4 protein-coding genes are annotated in these 3597 nt (G+C 68.6%); 2 read left to right on the top strand and 2 right to left on the bottom strand.

All coding sequences use genetic code 11. The features are described 5' to 3' along the window. Positions 1-410: 410 nt before the first annotated feature. Positions 411-1400 carry a hypothetical protein gene (locus tag C1I98_RS36650; protein ID WP_146607867.1) on the bottom strand — a complete coding sequence of 330 codons (990 nt, stop codon included), beginning with the start codon at positions 1398-1400 and terminating at the stop codon, positions 411-413. 206 nt (positions 1401-1606) lie between these two features. Here C1I98_RS36650 and C1I98_RS36645 point away from each other — a divergent pair, with 206 nt between their 5' ends. Both C1I98_RS36645 and C1I98_RS36640 read left to right on the top strand, forming a co-directional pair. After that, the gene (locus C1I98_RS36645) at positions 1607-1918 is read left to right on the top strand and encodes a TetR-like C-terminal domain-containing protein (protein WP_111171866.1); all 312 of its coding nucleotides are present in this window, start codon (positions 1607-1609) and stop codon (positions 1916-1918) included. 628 nt (positions 1919-2546) lie between these two features. Further along, on the top strand, positions 2547-3005 hold the full coding sequence (locus C1I98_RS36640) for a hypothetical protein (protein WP_111171865.1): 459 nt from the start codon (positions 2547-2549) through the stop codon (positions 3003-3005). Between the two features lie 194 nt (positions 3006-3199). Here C1I98_RS36640 and C1I98_RS42200 read toward each other — a convergent pair whose 3' ends face one another. Continuing rightward, positions 3200-3376 carry a hypothetical protein gene (locus tag C1I98_RS42200; RefSeq protein ID WP_158558343.1) on the bottom strand — a complete coding sequence of 59 codons (177 nt, stop codon included), beginning with the start codon at positions 3374-3376 and terminating at the stop codon, positions 3200-3202. Positions 3377-3597: the final 221 nt, after the last annotated feature.

Raw genomic sequence — 3597 nt, 5'->3', positions numbered from 1 at the left:
TCCCCCAGAGCGCACATCGACGCCATCCCCCTGCCTCCGGCAAGCCGATGCGCCCCGCGCCCCCAAAGGGTTTCCCTCCGCTCGGACGACCTTCCCTGTGCCGGGCTCTGCCCGCCGTACGGCAAGCCCCACTCCCCCGACCACCATCGCTGGTCCCGCTCCGGTGCCCGGCATATCGCATGCGCCGTGGCACCTCGCCGTTCCAGCACCGGCCAAGAGGCGGCGGTCAGCGGCAGATGCGCCCGGGAGTCTCGGCACCTGATGAACCGTCGGTGGGCCTGAGCGGGGCATTCCCGGCAGGCCCGCCCCCGCCGCTGGCAGCCCTTCCAGCAATACGGCGGTGGGCTAGTTCATGCGGGCATGACGACGGTACGCGCGAAGCAGGGTACGTTCGGCCCGCCCGGCTCAGCTCAGCGGCGGTGGGCCCAGATCGTGCCGTTGCCACCCGAAGATGCCGCGCCGACCGCCCAGACGGAACCGCCGCTCTCCAACTGGATGGCGAGGTCACGGACGGACGCGCGCTGGTTCGGTGGAGCCGGAAAAGCACCCGGCTCGACGCTGTCGGGGCCGATGTGCAAGAACCCGCTGCCTCCACCCTTGGCGTCGTAGACGACCCAGGCCCCGCCTCTGCCGTCGGGCTCCGCCTGGGCGCGCGGCTGGATGCCCGGCTCACCACGGACCTCGAAGCGGAAGCTGCCCAGATAGCCGGACAGCAGCAAGGTCTCACCGCAAAAGGACCGTTTCGCGCCGCCGCACGGCCAGGCGGCCCAGCCGACGGCCATCACCCGGCCGGTCTCACCGTCGACCGCGACATCCGTCAACTCCGAGACCTGGCCCGCATGTGCGGACGGGATCGCGGGAAGCGCGACCGCGCGCCAGGTCTTGCCGGTCCAGCGGGCCAGAGCCGCCTTGCCCCATACCGAGCCCGCCGCCCACGCGCCGTCGAGTCCTTTGACCACGATCGGCGTGCGGACCTTGCGCCACACCGACCCGGTCAACCGCCGCAGCGTGGACCGCGCCTTCCAGCCGGCCTTACCGGCCGACGGGAACGCGTTGGAGTTCTCGATGACCCAAAGGTTCTCGCCGATGGAGTACGCCCGATCCACCAGGCCGTGGGGCCATCGCTTGACCTGCCACCGCTTGCCGTCCCACCGGGCGTACCGCGACGCGCCGAACGCCCAGACCCTGGTGTCGGACGCCGACGCCAGCCGCTTCATCCGGAACCCCGGCCCGGTGACCCGCTTGAAGGCGGACCGGCCACCCCTCAACAGGAACGACTCGACGCCACCCGGGCGCCTCGTCCCGGCGACCCAGACCGCCCCACCAGGCGTCACCGTCACCGCGTCGTAGGAGTCGCGGCGGTCGTTATGTACGACACTCCACTGACCGGCCGGTGCCACAGCATCGGCAGCGGCGGCCGACCCCATGGCGACGAGAAGGGCGACGGCTGCAGCGGTAGCGCGAGACAGTACTCCCATAAAGGTGAGACGCGCCTTTCGGAGGAATCGTTGGCACGCCGACGGGGCGTGGGCCGGTGAGATCCGAACCTACCGCCCGCCATCGACCGCACGCCATCCGCGCATTGGGGGGTGCGGCAGCTCACAAGATGATCGCCGATGCCATACTGCGGACGGCCCTGTACCGGCTGATGTTCGCCTCCCCGGCGGGCGACCCGGCCGCGATCCAAGCGGCGACCCGGGCGGCCGACCGCGCCATGGACGAGTTCTTGGCCATCGTTGGCGATCTGATCGGGGCACGGGACGCCCGTCGGTTCGCCGCGCTGCTACTGACCAGCGCGCATGGGATCACGGATATGGAGGTCAGCGGCCACCTATCCGCGGACAAATGGCACATCACGGCTGAGGAGCTCGTCTCGACCCTGATCACCATGATCGACCAGCAGGCCCGCAGCGGGTAGCCGTGCGGGAGCGGCAGCGCACCGCTCCCGTTGTCACGCGAGTTCTGCGCCCCGCTTCGCCTCCAGCCCGACCCGCTGACGGCGACCACGCCGGCGGAGTTCGTGGAACTGATGGGCGGTACCGGGTGTGGGCCGACGAGCCCAGCCTGCGAGAACTCGTCAGGCGGGCACGCAAGGCCTTCGGGGCCGTCCGGAAAGCTGGTGGAGAGCTTCATCTGGGCCTGCTGCGGGCGGTATGGACGATGGCATGGCGAAGGCTGCGCACGCGGCACCAACTCGCCAAGAACGAAGGGCCGGGCCCCGGTAACCATCTTGCCGACCGGGAGTTGATTGCTGCTCCCCGGCCCGACGTCCCCTTCCCCGCCGCCCGGCCGCCCGGCACGGGTCTCGGGGTTTCCGGAAGGTGCGCGTGGAGGCCAGCGTGCCGGATCAGCGCTAGATCGGGCGCCGTGCGCCTAGTTAGGCTGAATGCAGAAGCGTATGTCAAGGGTACGTTCGTGTATAGGTGCGCGGACAAACAGGTTCGTCGCCGCTCTGATGTGGGGCGGCTTCGAAGATCTGCGCGACAAATATGCGAAGACCCTGTCCAGCGGCAGAAGTGGTTTTCTGACCGGCTTGTCCAGGCGACGTGGAGATCGGGGTCCGCGAAGTGTCTAAGACAGCTCTCACCGGCGCGGCGATCGAGATCCTTGGGTTCCTCAATGTCATCCTCTATCGAGCGTCCAAGGGGTACATCATCCTGTACAGGTTCCGCCCGCAGAGCTGTCTGACCCTGAACCTGGCCTGCGACGATGAGTCCGCACCGAACACGGTGATCCTCCCGTACGTGAAGGAGCGCGGGGATTATGTGGTGCTTGGGGACCTGCGTATCGAGGAGGCCGGTTTCTCGCCGTCTCGGATCTTGGATGCGAGCCAGATAGAGGTCGAGGTCGACGGATCTCTGTTTGAAGCCGAACGCGTCGGCCTAGGCGGCCCTCGGGAGCGCAGTGAACTACTCGCGCGAGTTCGGAAGCAGGTCTCCTGGACTGACAGGCACGAAATAGACGAGCGAGGCCAATTTCCGATCGCCCGATTGAGAAAGCTCTAGATGAGCCGTTGCAGCCAGCCAGGCCAAGAGGCCGATGGACAAGCGGTCACCATCATGGCTGCCGCCTCTCCGTCGGCCCCTTTCTGCGAGAGACCCGCTATTTCCTACCCACACCAACAGCCGGCGGTACCGCTTGTCGCGACGCAGGAACCGACCATGCGGCACCCACACGGACGGTGATGTAGGCTCGCGTTCTATAGGTACGACCGCTGTTCACGTGAGCGCAGTTGTAGGCGGTGCCTGACGCGGGCGGCGCCCTCGGTGTGCAGCGCCCGCAGGTTGTCCGGGTCGGGGATGTGCCAGCCCGGCTCGCCGCGGCGAGTCTTTACCTTCGTCCCGCCGGACTTGTTCCTGGCCACCGCTTCCCGCACAGCACGGCTGAGCAAGGCGAAGGCGATTGGATGCGCGGAACGCGAGCCCGCTGGAGGCGGGCATTGGGCCCGGCGCGGTGCCCCAGCAGGGAAGGGACGGCTGAGCGGAGCGAAGGCGATTGGGCGCGGTGCGGTGGCCTGGTAGGGAAGGGACGGGTGAGCGGAGCGAGGGCCGTTGGGGGGCGTGGCGGCGTGGCCTGTCGGAGTCCGAGGGGCAGGGG

It is taken from the genome of Spongiactinospora gelatinilytica (assembly GCF_003236385.1).
GTDB classification, from domain to species: Bacteria; Actinomycetota; Actinomycetes; order Streptosporangiales; family Streptosporangiaceae; genus Spongiactinospora; species Spongiactinospora gelatinilytica.
Note: the sequence above shows the minus strand (reverse complement) of the source record. Positions and strands in the feature narration are given on the sequence as shown.

Bases quoted from the DNA above. Each gene is read 5' to 3' on its own strand.
- C1I98_RS36645 (WP_111171866.1), top strand. From the start codon at position 1,607: ATGATCGCCGATGCCATACTGCGGACGGCCCTGTACCGGCTGATGTTC.